This is a genomic window from [Clostridium] polysaccharolyticum, assembly GCF_900111595.1.
GTDB classification, from domain to species: domain Bacteria; phylum Bacillota; class Clostridia; order Lachnospirales; family Lachnospiraceae; genus Clostridium_AI; species Clostridium_AI polysaccharolyticum.
Genome location: NZ_FOHN01000025.1, coordinates 17,814 through 43,929 on the forward strand (window position 1 = coordinate 17,814; position 26,116 = coordinate 43,929).

Here is a 26,116-nt window from a genome sequence, read left to right on the forward strand (position 1 = left end):
CAATGCAAAAGATAATTGGAAAGATAAAAACATTGATTCAAGATGTTTCTGGAATTGATGAAGAAGAAATAGAAATTGACTGTAATTTATTTTCGCTTGGATTAGATTCTCTTATGTTAGTTCAGATTAAGAAAAAAATAGATAAGGAATTTCAAGTGGAAATTCCCATGGCTAGAGTCATGAGTGATCTGGACACCATAGAAAAAATCGCTCAGTTTATTGTGGAAAATACTGCCATTAGTGTCGTTTCTGGCAGCAATGAAGATGACGATGTAACAGAACAGCTAAAGGAAACAGTTGAACTCTGGAAACCTCAGAAGAAAGAAATTTCAGATGAAAAGATAACAGTACAGGAAGGAGAAAAAGAATCTGTATCTAGGATCGTGCATTCCGATGGAGTTCAAAGTATTCTGGAAATGCAGATGAAGGTTATGGCCGATTCTTTACAGAACCTTGCTGTGAAACAGTTAGAAGCTTTAGCCGGACAGCCAGAAGAACCTGTAGAAAAGAATATGGTAAAAAACAGATTTTCAGAAAATGCAACAGCTAAGAAAAAGGAAAATAGAGAGAATACAAACCGCCCATTTCCACAGGTTAATTTCCGTGCGGTAAAACTGGATCGGGATATTTTTACGCTGGAACAGAAAGCATTTATACAGAAATTCATTAAAAGATACAATGAAAAAACCAGAAAAAGCAAAGAGTATGCAAGAAATAACAGAGAACAGTTTTGTGACTGGATTGCATCTTTGAATTTCCGTACGGATTTTAAAGAACTGATATATCCTATTGTTTCTTCTCATTCCCAAGGTTCAAAATTCTGGGATTTAGATGAGAACCTTTACTTGGATATGGCAATTGGATATGGAGTACACTATTTTGGCCATAGGCCACAGTTTATTATTGATGCCATACAGCAGCAGATTGCAAAAGGATATGAAACAGGCCCACAGACAGATCTGGGGGGAGAGGTTTCCAGACTGATTTGTAAGATTACAGGTGCACAAAGAGCTGCCTTTTCCAATACAGGTTCGGAAGCTGTTATGGCAGCGTTGCGAATTGCAAGAACCGTGAAAAAGAAACCGAAAATTGTTATGTTTAAAGGGGCGTATCATGGAAATTTTGACTGTGTACTTGCAGAATCCTTAGACGGGGTTACATTTCCAACTTCACCAGGAACCATGTATGGCATGGTGGAAGACGTGATGGTCCTTGAATATGCCAAAGAAGAATCTCTGCGGATTATTGAGGAACATGGATTTGAAATAGCAGGAGTTATTGTGGAACCAGTCCAGAGCAGGAATCCAGGGTTACAGCCAAAGGAATTCTTAACAAAGTTAAGAGTCTTGACAGAGCGGATTAATGCAGCCCTTATTTTCGATGAAATGATTACAGGATTCCGAATCTGTCCAGGTGGATGCCAAGAGTATTTCGGAATTAAAGCAGATATGGCAACTTACGGAAAGATTGCAGGAGGAGGCTTGCCAATTGGAATTGTGGCAGGAAAAGCAGAATACTTAGATGCCGTAGACGGTGGTTACTGGAATTATGGTGATAACTCATATCCAGAAAAGGAAATGACATTTTTTGCAGGAACATTCTGCAAACATCCATTAAGCCTTGCTGCGTCAAAAGCCGTTTTGCAGTTCATAGACAAAGATGGTGGAGCAATACAAAGACAGGTTAATGAAATGACGGCACAGTTTGTAATGTCTGTAAATGCTTATTTCAGGGAAGCCAATGTACCTCTTATTGTGAAGTATTTTGGATCAGAATTCCGTTTTGAAGCATATGGAAAATATGATTTAGCTAAATTACCAGCAGAAATAGAACTGTTTTTTTATCTTTTAATGGAGAAAGGCGTTTATATATGGGAAAAAAGAACATGTTTCTTTAGTGCTGCACATACGAAAGAAGATGCATGCTTTTTCCTTCAGGCAATTAAAGAGAGTGTAGAAGAAATGAGAAAGGGAGGTTTTTCCTTTTCATCAGAACAAAATATAAGCAGTGAACCTTACAAAAAAAAAACAGGTCTACCTGAACCAATAGAAGAACCTGGTGAAAATATCTGTAAAATTACAAAGGCACAGGAGAGATATTTTCTGTTAAGCCAGATGGAGAAAGCAGAAGCAGGAACGCACCTTCCTTCTGCATTTGTGTTAAGTGGTGATTTTGATACTTCCAGAGTAGAAGAAATTTTTCAGAAAATTGTGGATAGCCAAGAAGCTTTACGTGCCTGCTACTGCTTTAGGAATGATGAAATAGTCTTGAAAATACAAGATAAGTGCAAAATACAGGTGGAATTTGAAGAAGGCCAAGAAGCTTATGTAAACCAGTATGTAAAAGAATTTATTAGGCCTTTTGATGTGTTTTGTGCACCTTTAATGCATGTAAAGGTAGTGAAACTGGCAGAAAAAAAATACCTTATGTTATCTGACTTGCATCATAGCATAGCGGATGGTTATTCCTGTACGCTGATTACAAAGCTGTTTATGGATTTGTATGAAGGAAAGGAACTGGAAACGGTAGGAAGAGCGTGTTCTGAGTATGTGAATTATCAGGAATGGTATAGCTATTCGTCAGAGCATGGCAAAGCTATAGAATTCTGGAAAAATGAGCTAGCAGACAAGGATTATGGCGTAGTTTTTCCATTAGATTATGCAAGGACAGAAGGAAACAATACCAGTGGTGCCTGTATTCACGAAATTATCGGCCATCAGGTTTTAATCGGTTTAAAAAAGCTTGCAAAAGACATGAAATGTACGTTATACCATCTTCTTTATGGGGCATTTGCTTTGCTGTTATATAAGACTACAAAGAAAGAGGAGTTTGTAGTTGGTACACCTATTATGACAAGAGACGAGGTGTTTGCAGAAACCATTGGCTATTACACCAATACGGTAGTAATAAAAAACAGAATAGAAGATAGCTGGCAACTGGAAAAATACATTGAAGCAGCCAAGCTTTACTGTGGCCAGAGCATTGCTTACAGCAAAATTGCATTTGCAGATCTGATACCTTTGGTAGAACCCCATAGAAAAGAAAACCGCAATCCTGTTTTTGATACGATGTTTATCTATGAAAATGCAGAAGAACGTGTGAATCACATGGCAGATATACGCTGTGAAAGTGTACAGATTCCTGTTAGCCAGTCCTTTTTTGATCTGAGTTTTGAAGTGATTGAGGAACATAAGCAGTTAACGGTAGGTGTTACTTATAAAACTTCCTTATATAAGAAGGAAACGGCAGAACGTATTGTGAGCTGGTATGTGGAGCTTTTAAAAGAAATGATTCATCATCCAGAGAAGACGGTTTCTGGCTATCTGAAAGAATATGAGAAGGATTGGGAAACATTACGGCAAGAGTCGCAAGAATGTGAGAAAAAACGCAATTCTGTGGAAATCGTTTTAGAAGGAGAAAAAGAAAATTCCAAGATTGTATGTTTACAAAACATTCAAAGTATAGAAGAAGAATTAAAGAATTACTGGAAAGATTCGCTGAATCTTTCAGAAGTAGATGTACAAGAAAATTTCTTTGACTTAGGCGGGCGTTCAATTGATGCCATGAAACTGATAGACAGGTTAAGGCAGCGATATGCCATTACGATAATGGATTTATTTAAATATCCAACTATTGAACAGCTTGCCAAGAAAATAGGTGGAAAGGCAAAAGCAGAGGAGAAGAAAAACATTTGTGTGAGTGAAAAGGGAGTTATGCTGGGAAAAAAAGAAAACGGCCAGATGCCAATTGCGATTATAGGGATGGCAGGACGTTTTCCGAAAAGCAGAAATGTCAACGAATTCTGGGATAATCTTATACAAGGAAAGGAGTGTATTGAACATTTCCAAAAGGAAGAATTATTAGAAGCGGGAATACCAGAAGAGGAATTAGAAGATAAAAACTATGTCTATGCCAAAGGAATTCTAGAAGATGCAGAATGGTTTGATGCAACATTTTTTGAGTATTCTCCAAAAGAAGCGGAAAAAATGGATCCCCAGATCCGGATATTTCATGAATGTGTGTGGAATGCACTGGAAGATGCAGGTTACACACCTGGTTCTGTGGAGGGGGGAGGAGAAGGTTCACAGAATATAGGAGTTTTTGCTGGAAGTGCATCGGATTATACATGGATGACTCAGATCTATCAGCCAACATCATGCGGACAGGAACGGATTGAGAGGATTTCTTTAAATGATAAGGATTATATGACAACCAGAATTTCTTATAAAATGAATCTGACAGGTCCAAGCTATGGTGTACAGACAGCCTGTTCTAGTTCTCTTACGTCTATTCATCTGGCATGCAGTGCTTTGGAACGTGGAGAGTGTGAAATGGCGTTAGCAGGCGGAGTATCTGTAATGCTGCCGAAAAAAACAGGATATCATTATGAAGAAGGCATGATATTTAGCAAAGATGGCCACTGCCGTGTATTTGATGAACAAGCCTCCGGAACTATTTTTAGCGATGGAGCAGGGGTTCTTGTCCTTAAGCCATTAGAGAAAGCTGTGGAGGATAAAGATACTATATATGCTGTAATTCGAGGAACAGCAGCCAATAATGATGGAAAACGGAAGGCAGGCTATACAGCACCAAGTATTGAAGGACAGAAACAAGTAATTGAACAGGCACTTGAAAATGCTAATGTAGATCCATCTACTGTAACTTATGTAGAAGCACATGGAACAGGAACCTTATTAGGGGATCCAATTGAGGTAGAAGGACTGAAAGAAGTATATCCAAGAAAGGAACAGCCATATTGTGCATTAGGTTCTTTAAAATCTAATTTTGGACATTTAGATGCAGCGGCAGGAGTGGCAGGTGTCATAAAAGCAGCACTGGCATTAAAAAATCATAAAATACCTGCAAGCATTAATTGTGAAACCCCAAATCCTAATATGCATTTAGAAGAAAGTCCATTTTACATTCCTAAGCAGACAGTTCTATGGAAAAAACAGATAGGAAAAGATGGATGCGAAATCCCAAGACGAGCAGGAGTTACTTCTCTAGGATTTGGAGGAACGAATGCTCATATAATATTAGAAGAGTATGAGAAACCATTGGAAAGTGCAGAATATAAGGGAGAAGCAAAGCTGCAGAAACTGTTTCTTTTTTCTGCAAAAACTAGTGCAGCTTTGGAACGTATGAAAAAACAGTATATAGAGTATCTTGAAACCAATAAGAAGGTGAATCTAGAAGACGTTGCATATACTTTGCTAATTGGAAGAAAGGCATTTTCCTACCGCCAGATGGTGTTAGCTTCTACAAGAGAGGAATTATTAGAAGGACTAAGAGGAGAAAAAAAACATGTACTAGTAAAAGAAGATACCGTAGATAAGGAAAAGTCAAAGGTTGTATTTCTATTTACGGGACAAGGTTCCCAATACGTAAATATGGCTAGGGAGTTATACGAGAAAGAAAGCCTGTTCCAAAATCATTTAGACAGATGTTTTGCAATTATGAATCAGTCGTTTTTGGATAATAGGGATTATAAAAACATAGTATTTCCAGCCAGAGAAAAAGAAAACGAGGCTAGTCAGAAGATACGGGAAACAGGAAATGCTCAGGTAATTTTATTTATGATAGAGTATTCTATGGCAATGTTTCTTATGGAGCTGGGAATTAAGCCAGATGCCTTATTAGGCCATAGTCTGGGAGAATATGTGGCTGCCTGCGTTGCTGGCGTGTTCTCACTGGAACAAGGGTTAAGACTTGTGGCAGAACGTGCAAAGCTTATGCAAGGCATGGAGCGTGGTGGCATGGATGCTTTAACTTTGACGGAAGAAGATGCCAGAAAGTTAATAAAAGAAAGTCAGCAGCATCTTTGGGTTGCAGCCGTAAATGGAGAACAGAATTGTGTGGTATCAGGAAGCTTTGAGGAATTAGGCCAATTTGAAAAGTTTTTAGAACAGAAGTCAATAGACTATAAAAGACTAGAAACTTCTCACGCATTTCATTCTGGAATGATGGAGCCAATGTTAGAGGATTTTGCAAAACTATTAAATTCCATATCTATGGAAGCACCAAAGATACCATATATTTCAAACTTAACAGGTACTTGGATTACAGATGAAGTGATTACTCCAGAGTACTGGTGTGAACATTTGCGTCATACGGTTCTTTTCTATGAGGGAATAAAAACAGTATTAAGTAAAAAATGCATTTTTGTAGAAGTTGGGCCGGGAAAGGTGTTAAGCTCCCTTGTAAAACAGTGTCAGCATAATGGACTGCAGAATATTAAATCTGTTCAGAACATGATACGCCATTCAAAGGAAAAAATAGATGATGTGACATATCTTGTGGGACAGGTCGGAGGACTATGGTGCAGTGGCGTAACCATTAATTTTGATTTACATTATAAAAATTATCCTTTAAACAAAGTTTCATTGCCTGGTTATCCATTTCAGGGACAAGAGTTTCCAGCGGCAAGCATTACGATGGAAAAGGAAAGAGAATCCCGTTCGATAGAGGACTGGTTATATCGTCCATGTTGGAAAATGATGAAACCAGCCACTGGTTCCAAAGAGAGTGTATCTTCAATGCTTGTACTTGCAAAAGATAAAACTTTGTTTGAGCAGTTTTATCAGAAACTTACAGAAAACGGTATATCCTTTCAGGCGGTGTTAGTTGATGAAAACTGGGAGACAAGGCTTCAGAATTTATTTGCTGATTCAGTAGAAATGAATCAGGAAGTTACGATTATCAATGCTGTTCCGTACTCGGAACTTACACAAGAAAGCTGCTTCTGGGAAATTGTAAGACAGGTTCAGATTTTTGGCAGTTCCAAACAAATACGCTATTACACAGTATCCCAAGAAAGAAGTGGGCAGGAGTACCTGCTAGCAAGTTTGATTAATGGTGTATGTTCGGTGGCAAATAAAGAATACGAAAACATATCTTGTACACATATACAGATTGCAGGGGAAAGTGGGAAGGAACAGCTTGTGGAGTATGTACTAGAAGAGTGTGCAAGCCTCCAAAGCAGTGCCTATATTAAATATTTAAATGGGGTCCGTCTAGAAGCAAGTCATGAACCTTTGCTTATGGAAGAATCAGAGGCAAGTGCATTTCAGAAAGGTGGCAATTACGTGATTACAGGCGGTCTAGGGGATATAGGAAGATTTCTTGCAGATTACCTGATTGATAAGTATGATGCCAATCTGCTGCTTTTAGGCAGAAATGAACTGCCAGAAGAAAATCAATGGAAGCGTTATTTAGAAGAACAGCCAGAGGATTCGACAGCACAGAAAATAAAATCTTTGTTTAGATGGAAAGAGAAAGGGACGCAAGTTACGGTAAAGATTTGTGATATCTGCAATTTAGAAGAAGTAGAAAATGAGGTTCTGGAATTTGAACACAAGCATGGAGAAGTAAACGGTGTATTTCATACTGCAGGAATTAGAGGAGAAGGGTTAATCCGTTTTAAAACCAAAGAGAAGTCTATGGAGGTATTAAGGCCGAAAGTGCTGGGGACAAAGGTTTTAGATCAGGTGTTTGCGAAGAAAAAACTGGATTTTATGCTTTTGTTTTCTTCTTTAGCAACTGTAACAGAGGATGCGGGGCAATCGGATTATGTAGCAGCAAACCGTTATTTAGATGCTTATGCAGACTGGGCAGCAAAGAAATATTATGGCAGGAAAACTATATCGGTCCGCTGGGATAACTGGAAGAATATTGGCATGGCACATCGGGCATGTTTAGAGAAAAACAGCATCAGCAGTTTCTTTCAGGATGGACTTATGCCGGGGCAAGGGATAAGAATTATTGAAAAAGTCCTGAACTGCAGGGAGCCCCAAGTAATTGTTTCAATTAAGGAACTGACGAAAAAGCTGTGGCAGGGAGAAAGAAAAGACAGACAGGAACTGATAAAAAATATGCTTCAGGGAACTGTGATTTATGAACGGCCAGAGCTGTCTTCTGAATATGCAGCACCTGTAACAGAAATAGAAAAGCATTTAGCATTAGTCTGGGCAGGAGCATTCTCGTTAAAAACAGTTGGGATTTATGATGATTTCTTCGAGCTTGGAGGAGATTCTCTGTATGCGATTGGTATTGTAAATGAATTGAAGAAAAGTTATCAGGTGGATATGACGGATATATATGATTATCCAACTGTGGCACAGCTAGCATTAAAACTGGAACCTCGTTCCTTTGATTTAAAACAGCAGTTAGCCCGTGTAAGCAAGACGCTTGCTGCAAGAAAAGATTCTTCTATAAGAGAACGGCAGCTAAAAGAAGAACAGGATAAATATGAAGAGTTGTGTAAAGCTTACGATACTATGAAACTGGAAAAGAAAAAGAACTGGAAACAAATACTGCTTCTTGGTGGAACAGGGTATCTTGGCATATATCTGTTAAAGGAAATCGTAACTCAGACAGATGCACAGGTTGTTCTGATTGTAAGGTCACACAAAGACTGTGATGGGCAGACACGTATCTATGAAAAATTTTGTGAATATTTTGGAGAAGAGATATATCAGATTTATCAGGACAGATGGCTTGTTTTAGAAGGGGACATAACAGAACAGAATTTTGGACTGGATTATACAGTTTACTGGGAACTGGCTAAAATTACAGAATGTATCGTAAATGCCAGTGGAAAAGTGGATCATTACGGAGAATATGAGGCATTTTATGAAGCCAATGTAGAAACAGTGAAACAGATCGTTGCATTTAGCAAGACTGGATGTAAAAAGGAGATTCACCAGATGTCTACAAAAGGGGTAGGAACAGGAAAAATAGAGGGCAGAGACAGTATTTTGTTTACGGAATTTGATACGGATTTTGGACAGGAATTTAATAATTATTACGTCGATACGAAACACGAAGCGGAGCAGATGCTGTTAGGACTTCGAGCTGACGGATTTGATGTAAATGTATACCGTATTGGAGATATTGTATATGATTCGGAAAATGGACATTTTCAGGAGAATATTGAAAAAAATGCTGTGTATCTGCTTATGCAGTCTATTCTGCAGCTGGATTATCTTCCAGATCTGGATTTGGCATTTATTGAATTTTCATATGTGGATTTTATCAGCAAGGCGGTTTTGAAACTGATGCAGCAGGAGGAGTTAAAACAGGAGACCTATCATTTACAGAATCCACATCTTCTGACGCTTAGAGATTTGTCATTGGTGTTAAAAGAAGAAGGATTTGGAATTGAATACATAGAGGGCAAAGCATTTATCCAGTATCTCGTTGAAAATTATGATGTGGATAAGAAAAAGAATGCTATCCAGAATTTTTTAACTTATTCACATCTTCTAGAAGTACCTATGTATACGGAATTTGTGATTGCGACGAAGAAGACCTGCTGTCTGCTTCATAAGTTAGGACTTAACTGGAACCGTCCAGATGTAGAATCTCTCCGGAAAATGATTGAGTATGGACAGAAGATACATTTCTTTTCAAGGCCATTAGAGAAAGAGGACGAAAACAATAACGTAAAGAGAAGGGGAAAATTTCGTGAAAGATAAACATGTAATACTTTACTTTACTGGAACACATAACAGCTTAATGGCAGCAGACATCATAGGGGAGGCCATAGAAAAGCAGGGTCTGGGAGAGTGCAGGAAACTTGCACTTTCCCAGTTCAATACAAAAGAAATGCTAGATGCAGAGACTCTTGGCATTGTCTGCCCAGTATATTTCTGGGGACTTCCAAATCTGGTTCGGGAAACGGTAAAAAAACTGCAAATAAAAACAGGTACATACATATATGGTGTAATTACTATGGGAAGCAGTGCAGGAAATGCATTGCCAGAACTTAAACGGTTACTGGATGGCAAAGGCAATACACTTTCTTATGGAGCAGCAGTGAAATGCCCAGATAACTACTCCACAGTGATGGGAATGCAGAAAACAGACAAACATGAAAAGATTTTACAAGAGGCAAAAGAGGCATTAAAGGGCATTGGAGCTGACATCTGCCAGAAAACATCCAATTCCATTCCTAAGTTTCATAAGATGACAGAAATGCTGTTTTCCTCTTATCGGCGTTCTTTAGCAAAACAAGATAAAAAATTTTATGTAGAGGAGAATTGTAACGGGTGCGGCATCTGCGTGAAAAACTGCCCAGTAGCCAATATCCGGATGGAAGATGGAAAGCCAGAATGGCAGCATAACTGTGAATTTTGCGTAGCCTGCATATCCTATTGTCCGAAATTTGCAATAGAGATAAAAAGGAAAACGAAGGGAAAACCAAGATATCAGAATCCTTTTTCATAAAAAACGTAAAAGAAATCAAAAAACTTCTTCCATGCTTTATTTATGTGTGTTATAATACCAACAGTGACTAATGTTTAACAAACTTTTTAGGTACATATAGACAATTGGTTGGAAAAACAATTGAATCAGGGAAAGTTTGGGACATTAGCGGTACAATTTATTTTAGGAGGAATTTTCACAATGGCAAAATGGGTATATTTGTTTAAAGAAGGAAATGCCGACATGAGAAATCTTTTAGGCGGCAAGGGCGCTAATTTAGCAGAAATGACTAACTTAGGCCTTCCAATTCCACAAGGTTTTACAGTAACAACAGAGGCTTGTACAGATTATTATACAAGTGGAAAACAGATTACTGACGAAATCAAAGCACAGATTTTCGATGCTTTAAAAGAATTAGAAGCAATCCAGGGTAAGAAATTTGGTGATACAGAAGATCCTTTATTAGTTTCTGTACGTTCCGGAGCCAGAGCATCCATGCCAGGTATGATGGATACAATCCTTAACTTAGGTTTAAATGATGTTGCTGTAGAAGGTTTTGCTAAAAAAACAGGAAACCAGAGATTCGCTTATGACTCTTATAGAAGATTCATCCAGATGTTCTCTGACGTAGTTATGGAGATTCCTAAATCTCACTTTGAAAGAATTCTTGATCAAATCAAGGAAGAAAAAGGTGCTAAATTCGATACAGATTTAACAGCTGATGATTTAAAAGAAGTTATCGAAAAATTCAAATCTATATATAAAGAAGCTATGGGAGCTGACTTCCCACAAGATCCTAAGGAACAGTTAATGGAAGCTGTTAAAGCTGTATTCCGTTCCTGGGACAACCCTCGTGCTATCGTTTACAGAAGAATGAACGATATTCCAGGTGACTGGGGAACAGCTGTAAACGTACAGGCAATGGTATTCGGTAACATGGGTAACACATCTGGTACAGGTGTTGCATTTACACGTAACCCATCCACAGGTGCAAAAGGTATCTATGGGGAATACTTAATCAACGCTCAAGGTGAAGACGTTGTTGCTGGTGTTCGTACACCACAGCCTATCACTAAATTAGCGGAAGATTTACCAGAATGCTACAAAGAATTCATGGCAATCGCTGAAAAACTGGAAAACCACTACCGTGACATGCAGGATATGGAATTCACTATCCAGGAAGGTAAATTATACTTCTTACAGACACGTAATGGTAAGAGAACAGCTCCAGCTGCTATCCAGATCGCTTGTGATTTAGTAGATGAAGGAAAGATCAGCCCAGAAGAAGCTGTTACAAGAATTGAAGCGAAATCCTTAGATCAGCTATTACATCCAACATTTGATAAAGATGCATTAGCAGCAGGTAAAGTAATCGGTTCTGCTCTTCCAGCTTCTCCAGGAGCTGCAGCAGGTAAAGTTTACTTCACAGCGGAAGAAGCAAAAGCTGCTCATGAAAAAGGCGAAAGAGTTATCCTGGTTCGTCTTGAAACATCTCCAGAAGATATCGAAGGTATGCATGCTGCTGAAGGTATCTTAACAGTTCGTGGTGGTATGACATCTCACGCTGCCGTAGTTGCTCGTGGTATGGGTACTGCTTGTGTATCCGGTTGTGGTGAAATCAAAATCGACGAAGAAGCGAAAGTATTCGAACTTGGCGGAAACAAAATCGTGGAAGGTGATTACATCTCATTAGACGGTTCTACAGGTAACATTTACTTAGGCGACATCAAGACTGTGGAAGCTTCTGTAAGTGGTAACTTCGGTAGAATCATGGGATGGGCTGACCAGTTCAGAACATTAAAAGTTCGTACAAATGCAGATACTCCAGCTGATGCAGCTAACGCTGTTAAGTTAGGTGCAGAAGGTATCGGTCTTTGCCGTACAGAGCACATGTTCTTCGAGCCAGACAGAATTCCTAAGATCCGTAAGATGATCTTATCTGAAACAGTTGAAGGAAGAGAAGCTGCCCTTAACGAATTATTAGAGTTCCAGAAAGCAGACTTCAAGGCAATGTACACAGTTCTTGAAGGAAGACCAATGACAGTACGTTACTTAGATCCACCTCTACATGAGTTCGTTCCAACTGATGATGAAGATATCGCTGCATTAGCAAAAGATATGAATTTATCCGTTGAACAGGTAAAAGCTACTTGTGATGCTTTACATGAATTCAACCCAATGATGGGTCACAGAGGATGCCGTCTTGCTGTTACTTACCCAGAAATCGCTAAGATGCAGACAAGAGCCGTTATGGAAGCTGCTATCGAAGTAAAAGCAGAAAAAGGATTTGATATTGTTCCTGAAATCATGATCCCATTAGTAGGCGAAAAGAAAGAGTTAAAATACGTAAAAGACGTTGTTGTAGAAGTTGCAGAACAGGTTAAGAAAGAAAAGAATTCCGATATCGAATACCACATCGGTACTATGATCGAAATTCCTCGTGCTGCATTACTTGCAAACGAAGTTGCAGAAGAAGCCGAATTCTTCTCCTTCGGTACAAACGACTTAACTCAGATGACATTCGGTTTCTCCCGTGATGATGCTGGTAAGTTCTTAGATGCTTACTACAAAGCAAAAATCTATGAATCCGATCCATTTGCAAGACTTGACCAGAACGGTGTTGGCCAGTTAGTACAGATGGCTGCTGAAAAAGGTAGAAAAACCCGTCCTGATATCAAACTTGGTATCTGTGGTGAGCATGGTGGAGATCCTTCATCTGTTGAATTCTGCCATAAGGTTGGTTTAACATATGTTTCCTGTTCACCATTCCGTGTACCAATCGCAAGATTGGCTGCTGCACAGGCTGCAATTAATAATAAATAATTGAAAGTTTGTAATTGAATATAGTTACGGATGAATAGATTTGCCCCCTGGGAATGTTGTAAGATGTTCTCAGGGGGTTTTTGTATTACGCAGAATAATTCAATTGTTGAATATATGACAGAAGGAAAGTGCATAGCTATAAGAAAAAGGAGCAGGTGACTGATATTGATAAAACATATAGATAATAAAAACGAAAAAAATAATTGCGTATAAAAAATGCAATAAGAACTATAGCATATATATAAATAAACAAAAGAAAATTTTTATTGCGTTTTGTAAAAGAAAGTGATATAGTATAGATACGATAGATAAAAAAGGATGTGTCACTATGAAGATTCAAGCTGTTTTGATAGATGGTTTTAAAAACTTATCCAATGTTAGAATCTCTTTTGAGAATATTACGGCTCTTGTTGCACTTAACAATTTTGGCAAGTCGAATGTTCTTTCTGGTATTGATTTTGGTTTAACATTTATAAAGGCTACTATTGAAGATAAAAAAGAAATGATGGCAAATTCTAATTTGATTCCAATTAATCGTAACACGATTGGGAAAAATTATAAATACGAGATGGAAGTGTCTACGGATATTAATGGTAAAGAGTATATTGCTCAGTATGGATTTGAATTTGTATGGAAAAATTGTGAAGATATAGAGCCTGAAATTGTTTCAGAGTCGTTAAAGGTTAAGCTTGATCAAAAAGGACAAAAATTCATGCAGTTAATTAATAGAACATCAGATGGAGCTTTGTATAAGAGCTCTGAGACTGGAAGATGTTCAGCAAAGATAAAGGTGGATCCTGCAGAATTAGTTGTTAATAAATTACGTGCTTATGATGAACTGTATTATGCAGAAATTATTACAAAGTTGAATGGTATGAAGATATACATGGAAAATAATCTTGATGCAAAAAGTTTTTATCAGCCAGATCCTATTATTCGTAAGGGATTTGAAAACGAAATGATAAAAGCAGGCAATTTGCCTCGTATTATTTACAATTTAAAAGAGCATAACCCAGATAAATTCGAATTGTTGAAAGATGTATACACTCAGCTGTTTCCAAATATAGAGGATATTATTGTAAAAGAGATTTGTATAAATGAATTAGAGAACGAAAAGTTTCCAGAAGATATACCATTTGTTTTAACAAATCGTATGCATATATTATTTGTTAGAGATAGAAGCCTTGCTAAACCAATTGATTTTACAGCTATGTCAGATGGTGCAAAAAGAGTGTTTATGATTCTTACAAAAATTATTATATCAAGTGTAAGCAACTTTTCTCTTATTGCAATTGAGGAACCAGAGAATTCTGTACATCCTGGGCTATTTCAGGCTTATATAAGAATAATTAGCCAGTTATTAGATGATTGCAAGGTTATTATTACAAGTCATTCTCCATATATAATTAATTATTTAGAGCCAGCATGGATTCATATTGGTATGAGCAGGGTAGCTGGAATAGCTGAGTTTTTTACTTTTAAGAAGACGGGACAGAAACAGCTGCAACAAGACGCAACAGATTTTAATATGAGTATGGGAGATTATTTGTTTTCTTTACTTTCAGATTCAGATGATAGTTTAAGCGATTATTTGGAGTGTGATTACTTATATGAATAAATGCCTGATATTGTTTGTTGAAGGTGATACAGAGGTTGAATTTACAAGCGAGTAATTGCCAATGCTCGAAATAAAAGAAGTAACAAGAAGTTTGATACTTTTATTGAATGTAGAAATGTTAATGGGGTTGGTGGATTCAAAAACATAGCATTGAGAAAGTTTGTTAAGGAAATTAAGCCTAAATATGCTGCTGATTGTGAATTTACAATTATTCTTTGCAGTGATACAGACGTATTTGAATTATCCCAAAAACCGCCTATAAAGTGGGATGAAGTAAAAGAGGGGATGATGGACTATGGTGCGAAGAAGGTAATAATGGTAAGAGCAAAAAGGTTTATCGAGGACTGGTTCTTGTATGATGCAGAAAATATTATTTCTTTCTTAAGACTAAAAAAGACCACGAAGGTTGTTGGAAGTACTGGATATGATAAGTTGAAGAAGCTTTATAGACAGGCAAATAGAGTTTATTACAAAGGGATGAGAAGTAACGGAATGGTAGAGAAACTGGATATTGATAAGATTTCATTAGCAGTTAAAGACCAGTTAGCACCATTATATAAAATTCTTGGGGTGACAATATAATATGAAAAGGCATGTATACGAGTTTAACTCTTTACATAGAAAAAAGCCAGAGAAAATACTCTGACTGATTCCCTTGCCAAAGGTGAACTTTGACGTATTGTTTTCGCAAACCAATAATATCAGAGTATAACATCTTTTGCAAGGAGATTTTGCAAAGGAGGATTTTATGAGAGAATATTATTGTATACAAGGAAAGAGAATTAGAAAGGTTCCTATTCCAGAAGGGGAGGATTTGAATAAAATTCAAATTGGTATTCCTGTTAAGGGGGATGAAGCAGAAAGAGTAGGGTTATCTGAAGTTGGCGATATAGTGTTACCTTCAGGGATATTTGGAACGCAAAGTAGAAAAAATGCATATGGATATACTTATGCGGACAAGTCTAAACCCAAAGAGCGTAGATATGTATCAACAATTTGGACTTATCCTTTTGGAAATACTAATGCATCTGAAATTGCAGTTGATATTTATAAACAATGTTATCCGAAGGTAGAGGTGTCTCCTTATGGAATCGAATTGCAGTTATTTGAGGATAAAAATAGGGAACAATATGTTATTGTTAATTGTTATGTGTTTAATGGTGATATTCAGGTTGGGGACTCATCGAGAAAAAAAGATGCACATGGGAAATTCTTCCTCAAGGAGAAATGCCAAGTGAACGTATTAAAACTAGACAGAATACTAAGTATGAACCTAAAATAGATGTTTATAGTATTACTAGACTGGAATATATGGAAAAATATAAGTATGAAAGCATAGTTGAAGGTATTAATGGATTTAAGGGATATTATGCATTTGTGTTTAAAAATTATTGTGTATTGGAATCAGCTGTTTATGGAAATGCAACTTATATTATTCCAAAGGAAAATTGGGAGATATTAAGCCAAAAAACTAAAAAAGAACTTTTAGATGAAAATAAGGTTGTTGATAAAATAGACCACACAGCTAAATGGAAACAAAATGTAGAATTATAAAGATTTATCAAGTTTTTTGAGTTTATTTCATAAGAAGGGAGGGGGAACATTATAGAGTGCAGAGGTCCAGAAAGGAGAAAGTGGATTATTAATAATTATGATGTATTGCCAGTTGCACATATTTAGTTATTGGCTGGACAAAAAAAGCATAGTGATGCAGGCAAAACAATAGAAAATGATTACTATATTTTTGAAGCAACAAGCAAAGCAAATGGAACAAAAGAGATTATTCAGTGTGGGATGGGTGCAGCAAGAGATTTTCTAAAATTATTGAAGCATGAAGGATTACCATTGTTTAATCCTTTACATAGAGATGGTGGAGCAGGCGGGAATCTAGAAGCAGGTGAGGGAGACAAAAAAAGAAAAAAGTCAGAATGGAATCCAGTGGCAAAACAATCATACAATGCTATCATGTGGCTTATTATTGCATGGGATGCAAAGCCTGATACTCCATTATTCGAGTTTAGAAAAGATATTGTACATTATAAAAAATATAAACCTTTTGACTGGAAAGTTAAGAGGGTAAATACGGCTATTCAAAATGGTGGAAGAGGAAAAACTTTGTCAGAGATAATTAATGAATTACGAACAGGGAATGATTTAAGGGAGGACTTATGTCGATTTAATTTATTAACCGAAGTAGTTAATAAATGGAGAAATAGATATAAAAATAGAAATGATATATCATCTAGGTTGACTCATTTGACAAAGGGGGAAACAGCAGAAGAAGCATTTAGTACGTTGCTAAAGATACTTGATGAGAAAACTATAATTGGTAGCACGACAAAATCAGGATTTATAATTGGGAGCAGACCTGCTGTGTGTTTGCAGGATACACCATTAAATGCTATAGCAGAAAATCTGCTGTATGAAAAGGAATTGCGAAAGGAAACTAATTGTAAAGTTCGCTATTGTGTCTTTGGAGTACGATTCAATAAGAGGCAGATCTTTAAAATGGGTGGTAGACCTGTAATATACGAGGAAAAGGAATTAATGAAGTCACAATTATCTAAGGATGAGCACTGGAGGATTGTTAATTATGACTTGAATGATAAGGATAAAATGATTGACTGGACACATGAAAGAGAGTGGAGAGTGCCTGAAAAGATTGAATTTGACTATAAAAACATTGAAGTTTTGGTAGCATCTAATATATATTATAAAAAATTTATAGAGTATTGTATTCAAAATCAAAAATTAGATATGTTGCAAGAAATAAATGGGATTGTAGTGCTGAACACAATTTTTTATTAGAGGTAAGCAGCAAAAAGACTACAACAGTTAAGAAATCTACGCCTTATTAATGATGATTTCATGCGTTGCATTTTTTCAGAAAACATTCCTTTATATAATAATTGTTTTTCTGATATAATAAAAGTGCAAGATTAGTTTGCAGCAGGACTTGGTTCGAATCCAAGCATCACCTCAATATTTGCGACATTGTTGAGTGTTGTAGCCTCTGGCATTTGTTATGATACTATGAAAGCTTGTTTTTCGACTTTGAAAGGAGGACACTTCATGAAGGATATGTCTATTATGTTGATTAGCTGGCTATGCTGCTGCGGTGATGAGGTGTAATGGTTGCATTGTGTAAAGTATCACATAGCCAGCTCCAATAATTTGCTAACCATTTATGGGTTAGCTTTTTTGCCTTATGCAGTATTTTGGATCGGCACAAGTATTAAATGGTACGAAAACGCCTACCTTCAATCAGATAGAAGATTTTAGCAAGAAAGCGAATATTCAGTTAGGATATTTCTTTTTACAGACACCTCCTGCTGAGAAAATTCCTTTATTGGAATATAGAACTGTTGATAGTATACAACTTGCTGCACTTAGCAGAAATCTGATAGATACCAAACATGAAATGAAAAATGTACAGGAATGGATGAAAGATTATATTGTATGCTTAATGTCTATGATTTTATTAGGAGATAATTTTGTTTAAATTTCAAGAAAAAATATAAGAGCCAACAGGTGAACAGGAGGGAGTAGAATGTATCTAAAAAAACTAAAACTAAACCATTACAGAAAATTTTACGAAGAACAAAACGAGATTGAATTTGTTAGTTCAAAAATCAAACCAGAGAAGAAGGACAATCAGACAGAAGAACAGCAAGAAACAAAAATCGACATTGCCACTGATACAACCCTAATTATTGGAAAAAACAATGCCGGAAAAACAACCATAATATCAGCATTAGAAAAGTTAATTAAGCAGCCAACTTCATTTGGCGTAAATGACTTTAATTTTCGGTATCTGCAAAATTATCTGCAAAATTATGATGTGAAAAAGGAAGACAATGAATTACCATACATTGAGTTTGGTATTACGGTTGAGTTAGAAGAAAATAGTGATGACAGGATTTCAAATCTGGTTCCATTTATGCTTGTTGAGGACTTGGAAGATACAGAACTGGATATTTTCATTAAATACGAAGTAAAAGATGAGACAACTTTTCATGAAAGTATGAAAGAATTAAAAACCAATGTTGAGAATGTAGATGCATTTGATAAATTTTTGAAATTGTTAAATGAGACGGATTTTACTCTTAATTACTACGATAAAAATAAAGAGAACCTGGAAATAGATTTTAAGTTGTCTAATTTAATGGATATAAGATGCATTAAAGCCAATCATTTAAGGAAGGATAATAGTTTATCAGAAGCATTTAACAAAATTATCAAATACAGATATGAGCATACATTTAAAGAACAGAAAAAAACGATTGAATTAAAGTTAGAAAAAATGAATTCGGATTTATCCGAGGATATTAATGAAAAACATGCAGATGTAGTGGAAAAAGTAATGGCAAAAATGGTTTCCACAAACCATATGGCAGTGGATTTGAGTGCAGATATTACATTTGAAAAGCTTATGTCAAACTTGATTAAATATCAATATGTAGACAATACGGTTAAAGTTCCAGAAGATCAGTTTGGTTTAGGATATAGCAATTTGGTTTTGATTATAGCAACGATTATGGATTATATAGAACAATATCCAGATTCTACGTTTAATAGTAAGATAAACTTAATATCTATCGAAGAACCAGAAACCTTTATGCACCCGCAGATGCAGGAACTGTTTATTCGGAATATTAATGAAGCAATAGATGAGATCCTTGTTGACAAAAAGAAGAACATAAATAGTCAGATTATTATCACAACGCATTCCTCCCATATTTTAAATAGTAAAATACATAGTTCTAATACATTCGATAACATCTGTTATTTATATGAGAAGGAGCATCATGCAGCAATAACTAATCTGAATAATGAGAAGGTTGCTCCAAAGCAAAAGGAAACAAAAGATAAGGCAAGAGATAAGGCAAATAATGAGGCAATATTCAATTTTTTCAAAAAACATATTAAGTATAAAGTGTCAGAACTTTTCTTTTCAGATGCGGCCATTTTGGTAGAAGGATTTGCAGAAGATTTGTTGATTCCATACTATCTGGAGAACAGGGAGGAGACATTAGGACAATATTACATTTCGGTATTTAATATTAATGGGGCACATGGGCATTTATATAGAAATCTTGTGAAAGCTTTGGGGATACCAGTGCTTATCATAACAGATTTGGATATTAAGCGTGAAAAGGCAGAAAGTGAAGATGGAGAAAAAAGTAAGCAAAAGAACTTGGATCAGATTACAAGTTTAGAGGGAAAAGAAACTACCAATAAGACCATTGAGAACTTTCATGGCAAGAAGGATATTTCAAATATTCGAGAATGGATAGAAAAAGATAATATGTATTTGTCTTATCAAGGAGAGATAGAAGGATATTATGCAACTAGTTTTGAAGAAGCGTTTATATTGACGAACTTTGACAATATAATTTTGAATGATGTGCTTAAGGAATTAAAACCAAGAATTTATGGACGAATTGTTACGAAGAATAATAAATATGTAGAGAATAAGAACCAATCTTATAGATGGCAGGAAAAATTAGAGAACTTAAAAGGAGAATTTGCCAGTAAACTGCTTTATAAAATCGTAAATGAAGAATGTGAGGACAAAATTCCGAAATTGCCAAAGTATATTGCAGATGGGCTGACATGGATTGAAAAGAAGTTAGGGGGAGAATAATGGGGCTTACAGAGTATAGTAGTGAGGATCTTGAACAGGAAAAGGCAATACAGGAACAATTATTTCAATGTTGTGATACATTTGAAAGTGTTGTCTTTCATGCAGGTGCAGGCTCTGGAAAGACCTATGCATTAGTAGAATGTTTAAAACATATTGTAAATAAGAATCGGGAAAAGCTAATAGAACACAATCAAAAGATTGTATGTATTACTTATACAAATGTGGCAGCCAATCATATAAAACATCAGATAGGTGCATCTGATGTAGTTGTGGTTTCTACCATCCATGAACGCATCTGGAGTATGATAAAGGAACAAAAAAGTGCATTGTTGGCATTACACGTTGAAAAACTGAAAAATGAGATAAAAGATATAAGAAACCAGTTAGCGAAAAAGCCAGATTTTCAAAAATATAAGAAGTTAGACCAGGTTAAGAAGCAAGAGTTTTTTTTGATTATGCAGGAGAATAGAGAAGCCTATTATGAAGCCTACAGTAATAATGCATCAGGATTTAAGAATAGTATGTCAGAAATAATTCCATTAGAATATAAAGATTTATTATCAAATGTTACAAAGTTTAAAAGTTTGGTGGACAAACTGTTTAAAATAGAACGATATGAAAGATGTCTGGAACGGATAGAAGCAAAAGAGAAAGAGTATAGAGTAGTCCAGTATAATGCGAAGTACAATCGTGACCGATTAGATATAATGCGTATCAGTCATGATACGGTACTGGAATATGGCTATCAGTTGATTGAAAAGTATCCTAAAATGCGACAGATGATTATAGACCAGTATCCGTATATTCTGATAGACGAGTATCAGGATACAACGGAAGTTGCAGTGAAAATGATGGACTTAGTTGAAAAATATGCAAAAGAAATAAACCATGATATGTTTGTGGGATATTTTGGCGATTCGGTACAGAATATTTATGATGATGGGATAGGCGGAAGATTAAATGAGTTGCATACTGGATTGAAGGAGTTTGATAAGATTTATAATCGCCGATCCTATAAAGAGATAATTGATCTTGCAAACAAGGTAAGAAATGATAGGATTGAACAAAAGTCAATTTATTCAGATTGTGAAGGAGGCAGTGCTATGTGCTACTATGGCACAGAAGCAGATATAAAGGAATTTATTGATATGTGTGCAGAAAATTGGGACTGCAGTACAGAAAATCCGTTGCACTGTCTGTTTGCTACCAATCAGAAAGTTGCAGAATATAGTGGTTTTTTAAAGATGTACATAGCTTTTAACGGTACAGACCGTTATAAAAAGGGACTTGGATATAAGCAATTAAATTCCGAACTGCTTGGTCAAGATACCAGACAGCTTGGCAGAGTGCCAGCAATGTTTGACCGCCTAATGAGATTATATAGTGAAGTAAGAAATGGCAGAGAACCTCTTAGAAATATTCTCCCGACAGATGACTTTAGAAGTATAAGTTTTTCAGAATTAAGAACATTAATTCAAGTCTTGAAATCAATAGATGGCGAAAATATAGAAGAATTATTAAAGAAAATATTTAAGCAATATGAAGAAAAAAACGATAAGGTATTTAAAAAGATTATAGACAAAGTATTTGACCTTGAAGAAGCATCTTATAATGCTGTAATAACAGAGATTGCAAAAAATTTATATCGTGACGACTGGGAGGAATCCAAAACAGCAGAAGAAATGATTCGTCCTATACTGGAAATAGAAAAGCAAGAATTGTTAAACTGGTTTGATTACCGAAACCATGCTGAAAAAGAGAAAATTTGTTATCATACATTTCACAGCACAAAGGGATTGGAATTTGAAAATGTTGCTATTATTCTGGGGCAGGACTTCGGTAAGGGTAAAGGAAAAAATTTATTTGAAACGTATTTTAAAGAATATGGCAAATCCATAGAAGAAATCTCTGACTCGTATGAAACTGGAAGAAATATTTTATACGTTGCAGTTTCAAGAGCGATTAAGAATTTATGCATCCTTTACGTTGATCATATGGAAGACATTCAAGATAAAATTGAAATGATTTTTGGAAAGATAGAGGACATTAAAGATGGAAAATAGAATGAAAGAGTACATTGATGATTTTTTAAAAAATAATGAGAAGATTGCGAAAGAGATAAAGGATTTATCGAAACATTATTGTATTTCAGATTTTGTAAAAGTCCAAGATACCTGTAAGGAATACTTTGAAACAGGAAAGGAATCGGAAATAAAGGGGGTATATGGTTGCATTTATCAAGAAAGAGATAAATATCTTAGGTTAGATGTCGAATCACCAGAAAGACGTCTGACGGAAGAGTATTTAGAATTTTTACATAATCTGCTGACGGATAAAGAAGTGACAGATAAGGTCTTTTATATTGTTGCCTATCATTATCTTTCATTAGGAAAGCATATGGGTTTTCAGCTTTCAGCGGCTAATAATGCACCATTTCCAGTTGAAAATAAAAAGGAATTATTTCCGTTAGGGAAAACAAATATGAAAAAATTAAAAGATGTAACAGAGGGTAGATTATTTAGTATAGTTGGATATTTCAGTGATTCTGATATATTGTATTACCATAATATGTATTCTGAGTTTGGATATCATCATCATGCAACAAAAAATTTTTCGTTGCTTGCCAAACTGGATGAATTTCATTTGATAGTAAATAAATATGATTTTGGCTATAGAGTAAGAGATTCAATTGATTTGTTTGTATTTCGATATAAGGCTATTTTTACTACTGATAGATTGCATATGTATATGTTCCGTGAGGTAAAAGAGAAAATTATAAATAATTTGGTCGATCTATCAGAAAATATATGCTCCTAAGTGCAAGCAGAAGAACCGATATAGCAAATTATTAATTTTTCATACTTGAAAAAAATTGCGATTTGATATATAATAAAATGATTTAGCACTGATAAGCTAAGTGGACGGTTTTGGGGTATAGAGAGGAGAATATATTATGAAACACGATTTTTACTATATTTCTAAAAAAGATCCAGTTGTAGCGGAAGCCTATTCTAATATTTTGTGTCTGATTCATGAGGTGCAGGATTTCGTAAGAAGGAAATTTACATTTCAATATACAATAGTTGGAAGTTATAAAAGAAATATGATTACTTATGATGCAAAATCCAATGTTGGATATGATTTTGATTTCAATATTGAAGTAAATGATGACGATCAGGAATATACGGCAAAGGAGATAAAAAATATCCTTCAGGTAGCATTTAATAAAGTAGTAGGGAAGTATGGATATGATTACGCAGAAGATTCTACGCGTGTCCTGACGATAAAAAGGAAGGATAGGAGAAGGTCACGTATTCTACATAGCTGTGATTTTGCCATTGTAAATAATTACATAGATGAGGATGGATATGAATGTCAGGAATACATTCGCCACAATAAAAAACAGAAAACATATAGCTGGTGCGAGCAGCCAGATGGTTATTATAGATTGCCAGAGAAAATTGAATGGGTGAAAGAGCATGATTTATGGCAGGAGATGAGGCAAGTATATATAGACATGAAAGACAGGAATGAAGATCCTAATGTTCATTCCAGATCGGTATTTGCTTGTGCAGTTCATCAGATTTGTCAGCAGTATGGATTTTACTAATGTAAAGGAGGAACATTCAGAGAGAATGACACATGAAGATGAATTAGGATGTAGTTAAGCTTTGATATTGCAAACCTATCTTAACTATGTTATCATAAACACACAAAACAAGCATAAAAGAAGGTGAACACATTTTGAAGAAACAGTCAGAATTGAAACAACAGACAAGAGAAAAAGTGTTACACCAGATAAAAAAATTCAGACTACTAGATGATGATTTCATGACGAAATGTTTTGAAGACAACACAGAAGCTACGGAATTAGTTTTAAGAATTATTTTAGAGAAAACCGATATAATAGTTGAGAAAGTCTTTACCCAATACACGATCAAAAATATAAAAGGTCGTTCTCTATGATTGGATATCTTTGCAACAGATTCGACAGGAAAGAAATACAATATCGAAATTCAAAGAGCAAATAAAGAAGCTGGAGCTAAGCGGGCAAGATATAACAGCAGTCTTATTGATGCCAATATTTTATCAGTAGGATATGATGCTGACGAATTAACAGAAACCTATGTTATCTTTATTACAGAGAATGACGTATTTGGGAAGAATAAGCTTATTTATCATATTGATAGATATATTAAAGAAACAGAGGAGTTATTTCATGATGGTTCGCATATCATATATGTAAACGCTACATACAACGATGATTCTGCTCTGGGTAAGTTAATGCATGACTTTAAATGTTCCAATCCAGATGACATGAATTATCAGATTCTTGCTAAAACAGCAAGATACTATAAAGAAGACAAGGAGGGGATTTCAGCTATGTGTAAAGCAGTAGAAGATTTAGTAGAAGATTTAATAACAGATGAGAAAAAGAGAATGGCACTACGTCTGTTAGAGAAACAAATAGCATCCATAGAAGAAATAGCAGAATGTGCAGACTTACCTATTGAAGTGGTAGAAAACCTGGTCTTAGAGAAAAATTCAAGTAAATAATTTAGTGAAGATATGTTCAGGGAAGCGGGGAAACCTGCTTCCCTGTTTTTAGTGAAGGGAATTCCATGATTCTAAATGTAAGCAGAAGAACCGATATCTCAAATTATTATCCAGAATGGTTTATAAACAGAGTAAAAGAGGAATATTTTTATGTAAGAAAGTAAGCGCACAATTACCTGGTAGGTACAACATTACATGTCAAAGTGTTATACTTACCAGGTAATTTAAAGTTGAATACGTTTACTTCATATATTTTTTAATAGATATTGAATGTTTTCAGTGTAAGCTTGAAAATTGAAGCCGTTTACTTTCTTTTCTTTGAGCACTGTTCTTTGGCAAAATCAGACCAAGGCATCATATCTTCCAATTCTTCAGGATGTTCCTTGAAGTTGGTTTCTGGTATGTACATTAGTAAAAAGTTCAGGTATTGGAATGGTTCTAGTCCGTTTGCTTTAGCTGTTTCAATGACGCTGTACACAGCAGCACTTGCATCTGCTCCTTTGGTACTGTCCGAGAACATCCAGTTTTTTCTTCCTGTTGTAAATGGGCGGATGCTGTTTTCTGCAAGGTTATTTGAGATGGAGCATCTTCCATCCAATAGATAGTTTTCAAGATAGGTTCCCTGGTTCTTGGCATAGACTACAGCTTTTCCGAGTTTGGAGCCAGATAGGGGATCTAGTTTTTCAAGCCAGCACCAAAAAGCCTCTAAAAGCGGTTTTTCCGTTTCCAGACGCAGTTTTTTCCTTTCTTCAGGTGAGAGGCTCTCCATTTCTTTTTCCATGTGGAACAGCTTGTTGCAATAGTCCCTTCCAGTTTCTGCCGGAGATACTATCAGCTGTTTTTCCGCTCCCGGAGGCATGGCTTCCACAAACTTTCTTCTAAGGTGTGCCCAACATTCGCACCGAATAACATTTGTAACCTTATCATATCCAGTGTAGCCGTCCGTATATAAATGCTAACATAAATAAGTACAGAAAATCTAATATAAATATGTACAAAAACTGATTATAATAGATTCCTGATAGGAGGCACTATTATGATCATTCAAACTAATATAACCACTGATTTAACTATATATTCCTTAAATGATTTAACTAAATTAAAACCTTTTCTGGAGGATTCAACATTGAAAATTAATAAGAGCCAAATTGCTCGTGAACTGAACGTCGATAGACGAACGGTTGACAAATACCTGCATGGATTTGAAAAATCTCATACAAGAAAGAAAAAATCTGTTATAGATGACTTTCATTCTATCATAGAAG

General features: G+C 35.7%; 16 protein-coding genes and 2 pseudogenes. 17 read left to right on the top strand and 1 reads right to left on the bottom strand.

Annotated elements, in window-relative coordinates:
- The first annotated feature begins 2 nt into the window (after window positions 1–2).
- The 16 genes from BMY85_RS12630 (at window position 3) to BMY85_RS12700 (ending at window position 25,015) form a co-directional block, all read left to right on the top strand.
- Window positions 3–9,476, top strand: coding sequence for a type I polyketide synthase (locus BMY85_RS12630; RefSeq protein WP_092478636.1), 9,474 nt, complete (start codon window positions 3–5; stop codon window positions 9,474–9,476).
- Window positions 9,466–10,227, top strand: a complete 762-nt coding sequence (locus BMY85_RS12635) for an EFR1 family ferrodoxin (protein ID WP_092478637.1) — start codon at window positions 9,466–9,468, stop codon at window positions 10,225–10,227. The genes BMY85_RS12630 and BMY85_RS12635 overlap by 11 nt, the downstream gene beginning before the upstream one ends.
- Window positions 10,228–10,407: 180 nt before the next feature.
- Complete coding sequence (ppdK, locus tag BMY85_RS12640; protein WP_092478638.1) at window positions 10,408–13,029, top strand: pyruvate, phosphate dikinase; 2,622 nt, start codon at window positions 10,408–10,410, stop codon at window positions 13,027–13,029.
- A 328-nt stretch (window positions 13,030–13,357) separates the two neighbouring features.
- Complete coding sequence (locus BMY85_RS12645) at window positions 13,358–14,647, top strand: AAA family ATPase (RefSeq protein WP_092478639.1); 1,290 nt, start codon at window positions 13,358–13,360, stop codon at window positions 14,645–14,647.
- A gap of 150 nt (window positions 14,648–14,797) precedes the next feature.
- Complete coding sequence (locus tag BMY85_RS12650; RefSeq protein WP_242939740.1) at window positions 14,798–15,229, top strand: hypothetical protein; 432 nt, start codon at window positions 14,798–14,800, stop codon at window positions 15,227–15,229.
- 166 nt (window positions 15,230–15,395) lie between these two features.
- Entirely contained in the window at window positions 15,396–15,929 is a 534-nt protein-coding gene (locus BMY85_RS12655; protein ID WP_092478640.1) for a hypothetical protein, read from the top strand.
- 29 nt (window positions 15,930–15,958) lie between these two features.
- Window positions 15,959–16,201 carry a hypothetical protein gene (locus BMY85_RS12660; RefSeq protein ID WP_092478641.1) on the top strand — a complete coding sequence of 81 codons (243 nt, stop codon included), beginning with the start codon at window positions 15,959–15,961 and terminating at the stop codon, window positions 16,199–16,201.
- A gap of 129 nt (window positions 16,202–16,330) precedes the next feature.
- The gene (locus BMY85_RS15785; protein ID WP_207646554.1) at window positions 16,331–17,455 is read left to right on the top strand and encodes a hypothetical protein; all 1,125 of its coding nucleotides are present in this window, start codon (window positions 16,331–16,333) and stop codon (window positions 17,453–17,455) included.
- A 400-nt stretch (window positions 17,456–17,855) separates the two neighbouring features.
- Window positions 17,856–18,149: a hypothetical protein gene (locus tag BMY85_RS12670; RefSeq protein WP_092478642.1), complete on the top strand. Its 294-nt coding sequence runs from the start codon at window positions 17,856–17,858 to the stop codon at window positions 18,147–18,149.
- Between the two features lie 48 nt (window positions 18,150–18,197).
- A complete protein-coding gene (locus BMY85_RS12675) occupies window positions 18,198–20,294 on the top strand; it encodes an AAA family ATPase (RefSeq protein ID WP_092478643.1) in 2,097 nt (698 codons plus the stop codon).
- Window positions 20,294–22,357 (top strand): UvrD-helicase domain-containing protein, encoded by a 2,064-nt coding sequence (locus BMY85_RS12680; RefSeq protein WP_092478644.1) that lies wholly within the window; start codon window positions 20,294–20,296, stop codon window positions 22,355–22,357. The genes BMY85_RS12675 and BMY85_RS12680 overlap by 1 nt, the downstream gene beginning before the upstream one ends.
- Window positions 22,347–23,111 carry a hypothetical protein gene (locus BMY85_RS12685; RefSeq protein ID WP_092478645.1) on the top strand — a complete coding sequence of 255 codons (765 nt, stop codon included), beginning with the start codon at window positions 22,347–22,349 and terminating at the stop codon, window positions 23,109–23,111. The genes BMY85_RS12680 and BMY85_RS12685 overlap by 11 nt, the downstream gene beginning before the upstream one ends.
- A 136-nt stretch (window positions 23,112–23,247) precedes the next feature.
- Entirely contained in the window at window positions 23,248–23,904 is a 657-nt protein-coding gene (locus BMY85_RS12690) for a hypothetical protein (protein ID WP_092478646.1), read from the top strand.
- A 134-nt stretch (window positions 23,905–24,038) separates the two neighbouring features.
- A complete protein-coding gene (locus BMY85_RS16200) occupies window positions 24,039–24,260 on the top strand; it encodes a hypothetical protein (RefSeq protein ID WP_330387292.1) in 222 nt (73 codons plus the stop codon).
- Window positions 24,261–24,851: a PD-(D/E)XK nuclease family transposase gene (locus BMY85_RS12695; RefSeq protein WP_330387293.1), complete on the top strand. Its 591-nt coding sequence runs from the start codon at window positions 24,261–24,263 to the stop codon at window positions 24,849–24,851.
- A 65-nt stretch (window positions 24,852–24,916) separates the two neighbouring features.
- Entirely contained in the window at window positions 24,917–25,015 is a 99-nt protein-coding gene (locus tag BMY85_RS12700; RefSeq protein WP_092478647.1) for a DUF1848 family protein, read from the top strand.
- Window positions 25,016–25,155: 140 nt separating this feature from the next.
- On the opposite strand, the pseudogene tnpC reads toward BMY85_RS12700, so the two are convergent.
- A pseudogene (gene tnpC, locus BMY85_RS12705) lies at window positions 25,156–25,791 on the bottom strand (IS66 family transposase); the annotation flags it as partial.
- A 96-nt stretch (window positions 25,792–25,887) separates the two neighbouring features.
- Here tnpC and BMY85_RS15710 point away from each other — a divergent pair.
- A pseudogene (locus BMY85_RS15710) lies at window positions 25,888–26,116 on the top strand (helix-turn-helix domain-containing protein); the annotation flags it as partial.

What these genes read in the sequence shown, in the direction of transcription:
- BMY85_RS12685 (WP_092478645.1), top strand. Translation starts at nt 22,347, where the DNA reads ATGGAAAATAGAATGAAAGAGTACATTGATGATTTTTTAAAAAATAAT.
- BMY85_RS12690 (WP_092478646.1), top strand. Translation starts at nt 23,248, where the DNA reads ATGAAACACGATTTTTACTATATTTCTAAAAAAGATCCAGTTGTAGCG.
- BMY85_RS12675 (WP_092478643.1), top strand. Translation starts at nt 18,198, where the DNA reads ATGTATCTAAAAAAACTAAAACTAAACCATTACAGAAAATTTTACGAA.
- BMY85_RS12680 (WP_092478644.1), top strand. Translation starts at nt 20,294, where the DNA reads ATGGGGCTTACAGAGTATAGTAGTGAGGATCTTGAACAGGAAAAGGCA.
- BMY85_RS12655 (WP_092478640.1), top strand. Translation starts at nt 15,396, where the DNA reads ATGAGAGAATATTATTGTATACAAGGAAAGAGAATTAGAAAGGTTCCT.
- BMY85_RS12630 (WP_092478636.1), top strand. Translation starts at nt 3, where the DNA reads ATGCAAAAGATAATTGGAAAGATAAAAACATTGATTCAAGATGTTTCT.
- ppdK (WP_092478638.1), top strand. Translation starts at nt 10,408, where the DNA reads ATGGCAAAATGGGTATATTTGTTTAAAGAAGGAAATGCCGACATGAGA.
- BMY85_RS12700 (WP_092478647.1), top strand. Translation starts at nt 24,917, where the DNA reads ATGATTCTAAATGTAAGCAGAAGAACCGATATCTCAAATTATTATCCA.
- BMY85_RS12660 (WP_092478641.1), top strand. Translation starts at nt 15,959, where the DNA reads ATGGAAAAATATAAGTATGAAAGCATAGTTGAAGGTATTAATGGATTT.
- BMY85_RS12645 (WP_092478639.1), top strand. Translation starts at nt 13,358, where the DNA reads ATGAAGATTCAAGCTGTTTTGATAGATGGTTTTAAAAACTTATCCAAT.
- BMY85_RS12670 (WP_092478642.1), top strand. Translation starts at nt 17,856, where the DNA reads ATGCAGTATTTTGGATCGGCACAAGTATTAAATGGTACGAAAACGCCT.